The organism is Caldisericum sp. (assembly GCA_022759145.1).
In the GTDB taxonomy this organism is placed as follows: domain Bacteria; phylum Caldisericota; class Caldisericia; order Caldisericales; family Caldisericaceae; genus Caldisericum.
Window position 1 is genome coordinate 1 of the sequence record JAEMPV010000157.1, and the last position, 5,351, is coordinate 5,351.

9 protein-coding genes are annotated in these 5,351 nt (G+C 35.9%); 1 reads left to right on the forward strand and 8 read right to left on the reverse strand.

From position 1 onward, the window contains the following. The coding region (locus tag JHC30_08270; protein ID MCI4464136.1) for a hypothetical protein at positions 1 to 362 on the forward strand (362 nt) is incomplete at its 5' end. A gap of 84 nt (positions 363 to 446) precedes the next feature. Here the strand turns inward: JHC30_08270 and JHC30_08275 are convergent. The 8 genes from JHC30_08275 to JHC30_08310 form a co-directional block, all read right to left on the reverse strand. Next, positions 447 to 866, reverse strand: a complete 420-nt coding sequence (locus JHC30_08275; protein ID MCI4464137.1) for a hypothetical protein — start codon at positions 864 to 866, stop codon at positions 447 to 449. Between the two features lie 2 nt (positions 867 to 868). Further along, entirely contained in the window at positions 869 to 1,213 is a 345-nt protein-coding gene (locus JHC30_08280) for a hypothetical protein (GenBank protein ID MCI4464138.1), read from the reverse strand. 4 nt (positions 1,214 to 1,217) lie between these two features. Further along, entirely contained in the window at positions 1,218 to 2,066 is an 849-nt protein-coding gene (locus JHC30_08285; protein ID MCI4464139.1) for a hypothetical protein, read from the reverse strand. A 107-nt stretch (positions 2,067 to 2,173) separates the two neighbouring features. Next, a complete protein-coding gene (locus tag JHC30_08290; protein ID MCI4464140.1) occupies positions 2,174 to 2,356 on the reverse strand; it encodes a helix-turn-helix domain-containing protein in 183 nt (60 codons plus the stop codon). 149 nt (positions 2,357 to 2,505) lie between these two features. Continuing rightward, the gene (locus JHC30_08295; protein MCI4464141.1) at positions 2,506 to 3,297 is read right to left on the reverse strand and encodes a hypothetical protein; all 792 of its coding nucleotides are present in this window, start codon (positions 3,295 to 3,297) and stop codon (positions 2,506 to 2,508) included. Further along, entirely contained in the window at positions 3,284 to 4,171 is an 888-nt protein-coding gene (locus JHC30_08300; protein ID MCI4464142.1) for a hypothetical protein, read from the reverse strand. The genes JHC30_08295 and JHC30_08300 overlap by 14 nt, the downstream gene beginning before the upstream one ends. A 77-nt stretch (positions 4,172 to 4,248) precedes the next feature. Continuing rightward, positions 4,249 to 5,037: a helix-turn-helix domain-containing protein gene (locus tag JHC30_08305; GenBank protein MCI4464143.1), complete on the reverse strand. Its 789-nt coding sequence runs from the start codon at positions 5,035 to 5,037 to the stop codon at positions 4,249 to 4,251. A 99-nt stretch (positions 5,038 to 5,136) separates the two neighbouring features. Continuing rightward, a partial coding sequence (locus tag JHC30_08310; GenBank protein ID MCI4464144.1) for a tyrosine-type recombinase/integrase occupies positions 5,137 to 5,351 on the reverse strand: 215 nt, incomplete at its 5' end.

Here is a 5,351-nt window from a genome sequence, read left to right on the forward strand (position 1 = left end):
ACAACAAATATGTTCCATTTACCGTAGATTTTGAGATAATTCGTGGTGAAAGATATAAAATTGAAGGCATTAAATTTAATTTAACGCTTAAAGATTGGTTTATAAAGAGATTTGATGATTCCCTGGTTGATATCTCCCAGGAAGCAAAAGAGCTCACGGCATTACTTCCAGAGAGGTATCAAACAAGCCTTGTTGCAACAATTATACAGGGCCTTTTGGATCAATACCCGTATAAAGATGTAAGAGAAGCAGTAGAGAAAACCGCAAAAGAGAAGGGATTTGTCCCTGCAAAAATAGAGCAGTATCTAAAAGAAAAACATTCAGCAAAAGCACTTGATACAGCAAAAGATATAACACCATGATATAATATATCAGTAAGTATTCTTCCTGTTTCCTTGCACTCTCCTGGGGGCTCTGGAAAGCCCCCTCTTCTATTTCTCCTTCATTTAAAGCTCTCTCCGATTTGCAAAGTTAGCTTTCCAAATAATGTATTTCAAAAACTCATCAATTAGCTCATCATCAGTCTTTTCACTCTTATAGCATAATTTTTCTCTCAAGTATGTAAGTACAAGTTTTAGAGATCCTACTAGCCTATTCCCGGAAGAATGCACCTCATATGCAACCTCAACAAGGTTATTGCTTTTCTTTTCTTCTTCCCATGTCTGCAAGTACTGCTCCTTACTAGGTTTCCAGCAACTCTGTATGCGGTCCTCGAAGTAGCCAATGGTTATATTGATGTATAAACAAACACCAGCAGCATAGTACATACAATTTCTGCAGGGTCCGCAGTTAATCTTACCTCTCTCATAAAGAAAATCTAAAAATATGTCTAAGGCTTTTTCATACTGTACTTTTTTTAATATCATTTTCACCTCCTAAATATTCTTTCAAACACTTTTCTAAATACACTTTTAGGTGGCTCTTGCTTTTGCGGTTCTTGTGGCTCTACAAGTTTCACTCTAAAAACTCTTTTCTTTTTATCACCCACTGAATGGTAAGCCCATTCAGTTTTAACAAGTCCCTCTCTCTGCAAGTTTTCAATTATGTCTTTGTATTTCCTACTTTCCCATGGTGTCAAGTCCAGCTCAGTAATCCCGTGTAATGAAAAGAAATTCAGTATAAAAAACACTTCTGCATGTGTAAGTTTCCCTTCTTCATCTCGTAACTTCACTGCCTTCTCAAGCACTTTTAGAATTAAATCCCTTTCGTCCATTTTCTCACGCTCCTTTCTCTCGTCTTTTTATGAAAATCAAAGCTTTTCTATATGTGCGATCTAAATAGTCCTCAAGGTGTCCCTTCTTGCGTTCCTCTATATTTAGGCTCTCTGCTTTCAATCTTTCCTCTATTTCCCTCTTAGTTAGACCTTGCTGGTATAGATACGCCGTATATGCAAAGTCCACTCGTGAAAGGTCTGCCTCTCCTTTTTCATCTTTTTTAAGCTCATAAAAATACCACCAATCTTTCTTACCATCATTGCTCTTGATTTTCGCCTCTCTCTGTCTCTCCTGCTCCTGCTTTTCCTTCTCCTGCTCTTTTCTCTGCTCCTCTTTCTCCAATTCTGCAATAAGTTTCTCTGGTGTTTTCCCCGTTCTCACCTCCTTTATAATTCTCACAATTGGCTTGTCTGGATATTTCCAATTAAGAGTCTTTGGAAGCCTTCTTGCATGGTTTCCGTCCAAACTCGCAGGATCACTCCCAAAGTACTCCTGCAACAACCTCTGCAATCGTGTCCGCTCTTCAAGCGTTTTCGCTTTCTGCAAAAATATATGCGCTTGGTATTTCCCTGGGCTAGTCTGTACTATGATGGTATTTGAAGGCAGTTTCTCAAGGTTTTCCTCTGGCACATCGTCCAGGAATAACACTGCTTGGAGATCGCTTATAGGCTTAAAGTAAATGTTTTCCTTCTTTATATTCATAAAATACCAAACTCGCTTTCTATTCAGCTCCTTTACGTCGTGTATCGTTTGCAATCGCATGGCCTCTTTTTTCTCCAAATTTATGCTCCAGATCTCTATCTCTCCAACCTGTCCCTGGATAAAATACCTTATAAGAAGATCAACCTTCATTTACGCACCTCACTTTGAGTTTTTCAGATTCTGCGCTATAATTAAAAATAGCGGAGGCTCTCATTCCCGTGTCTGCCTCCCTTTTTTATTTGCACTGCCTTTTTTTTCTACGCATCTTTAAACTCCAATTTTATGTATTTCTCTATTTCGCTTTTCGGGATTCTCCACTGCCTGCCAACTCGTACAGCCTGGATTTTTCCAACCTTCATAAGTCTGTAAATTGTTCTAAAACTTACATGTAGTATTTCTGCAACCTCATTTACGCTATACATTCTTTCTACTTGCTCCATATCTTTCACCTCCAGCATATTATAACATACTTTTGCAATCTGTCAATAATATGGTATTACTGTATCACTCTGACATTAAAACGTTGGCGTCATCGAGTCACTAACATCTTTTTTAATTAAATCTGTATTAACATTAGATTTTGTATTCTTTAAATGTTAAAAAATATTGTTTGTTTATCTAGTTCATCTTTTTTATTTCTTTTTATTTCCGTAATTTCGCCATTTAACCTCTTCAATATGATCTCGTAATACTCTTTTGAAATCTCCATCGTTATGAAATTTCGCTTTAATCTTTTAGCAACTGCTGCGGTAGTGCCTGTTCCACCGAACGGGTCCAATACTAAGTCTCCCTCGTTAGAACTTGCTTTAATAATCCGTTCCAGCAAGCTTTCAGGCATCTGGCACGGATGTTTTCCTATTCGCTCTTTAAAGTTCCCGCATACTCTTGGAAATTGCCAAACGTCGTCAGGAAGTTTTCCGATGGGATTCGCTCTTTTATCACCATAAACAAGTTGTCTTGCAGACGGAATTCTTATCTCTTTGTCATTGAACGTGAAATTTTTAAGATCTTTTGTAAAATACAAGATGTGAGTGTGAGAACGGTTAAACTTCTTTCTTTGATTTTGTCCAAAAGTGTAGTACCAGATGATCCAGTTTCTGAAGTAAAATCCTGTCTTTTTCAAAATTATATTTATTTCAGCAGCAAACTCATCACCTATCGCTACATATATCGAACCATTCTTTTTTAGTAGCCTGTATGTCTCTTGAATCCATTTTTCAGACCATTTATAGTACTCATCATACGGCAAGTTGTCTTTGTAAACATCATATTTGATGCCTATATTAAATGGTGGATCAGCAAACACCAGGTCGATGGACTCTGGTGGTAATGTCCGCATGATTTCTATGCAGTCTCCTAAATATACTTTATTCACTTCCATTTAGAGAATCCTCCTCTGGTTCAAATAACTGACATGGATTTATTTTGAATTGCAATTTTGTAGGGTCTGGAGTGCCGCCTTTTCTTTGCATAGTAATTCTTCCTATGTATAAACTCCCTTTAGGTGAAACACGAACTTTGCCTTTTCCAAAGAAATTCGTTACAGTATTTATGTCTTTAAGTATCCAAGTGGTTGTTTCGTCTTCTTTGTTAAATCTTGTAACCAACATCCAGCCGGCAGACAATCCTCCCCTCCCTTTGATTATATCGGTTACTACAATAATTCGATTATCGTCAAAAAATTTAATAATTTTCTGTTGAACGTTTGTAGGCATTTGGTTAAATAATAATCTTCTTTCCTTTCCACTAAATTCTGTAATACCTGTTATTGTTGAGTATTTTGCAGGATCTAGCTCTTTTGCATGATCTAGATCTCCTGTAAAAAGCATAAGCCAAAATGCAATCTCATCATCAAATCCCCACATCTTTTGATACTCTGCAACGGTTCTCTTATCTATTTGATTATAACAAGCATCTGAATTTGCTTTCTTGAGCGAGAGGTTTTCAACACATAGCAAATTTCCAATCTTGATAACAATTTTTATTTGGGCGTCTGCCTTCTTAAATTTGTTAAGTTGCTCATAATCCTCTTCCTTATTAACATTAACTCCAAACTTGCTTACATCAGTTTTCTTTATCCTGGTAGGAACTTGAATTGCTTCTACAGAATCAATTTTCCCAGGATCGTAGCCCATGATTTTAAGCCATTCTTGTGCCTCTTGATCATTTTTCCAGTTATTAAATTTCTCGCAAATTGCTTTTTCGTTAGCAAATCCTCCCTTTGCAGTTTTTGAACCAAGATCTTTTTTATCCATATTTTACCTCTTCATCTAAAACGTTCAATGATAGCAAACTGTAAATCTTTTGGACATATTTGTCTTGCTTTAACTTTTTACTTGTTCATCCATGTTATAAAGTATAGTATCCTTCCCTGGAATTTTATTCCCCTCTCGCTGTCGCTAAAATCACCTGGGTTATCAAGTGTCTGAAGGTAGATAATTTCCTTACTATCAAGGTCTAAAAGTGTTTTCTCTATTTCATCATCTGAAATATTGATGTGCTTTTTAACTTCGTCCTTAAAGACTGGGACAGGAACAGAATCTCCAAAATGGCGAGCCACATTTAAATCTTCATACACTTTCTTAAATATAACTCTAAGTGCTTCTTCTTTTGGTATTACATATCCAGTCATTGTTTTAGTAGCCTTTATCTTTCCTTTTGCTATCCATCTTTGAATTGTGCTTGTGTTTACCCCAAGTATCTTCGCAAGCGCGATTGTAGTAATGTTTTCTCCTATTTCAGGTGTATTACTTTGAATTACATTTTGTTTTTCATTCATTACAGGATGTAATACATTGTATTTCATATCCTGAGATTGTGTTATACTTTGTATTACATTTGAAATGTCCTGCAATACATTGTAATTCTTTTGTAATACATCTGTAATGCTATCCATTTTCGATGTAATACTCTGTAATACATTTGTAATGTTTTGTAATATCTCTTTATTTTGTTGTATTTCATTTGCAATACTTTGTATTACATCATCTTGAAAACCTACTTTCTTATTTCTTTCTCTAATTTCAGCAATCTTCTTGTCTAAAACTCCGGCTTTCTCCCAACGCCAAATGGTAACTTCGCTTACATTTAATTCTCTTGCTAGATCCTTCTTTCTATTCATTTCTACCTCCTACCTTTTAATGTTGTTTCATTGTATTACATTTGAAAGATTGTACAAGGTAAGGCCATTTGAAATTGTTCACATAATTTTCTTCAACCCCTATATCACTCCTCTATCCTTCAATATCCTTCTTGTTTCAGAAGCAGAGTATCTCAAATACATAGCAGTAGTTGAAAGAGAAGCATGTCCTAATATCTGTTGAACTATTGTAACTGGTACCTGTGCTTTTAGAAGTTCTATTGCTCTTGTATGCCTTAGCGTATGAGGATGTGCAAGTTTCTTATCAATATGTGCTTTATCACACATTCTTCTAA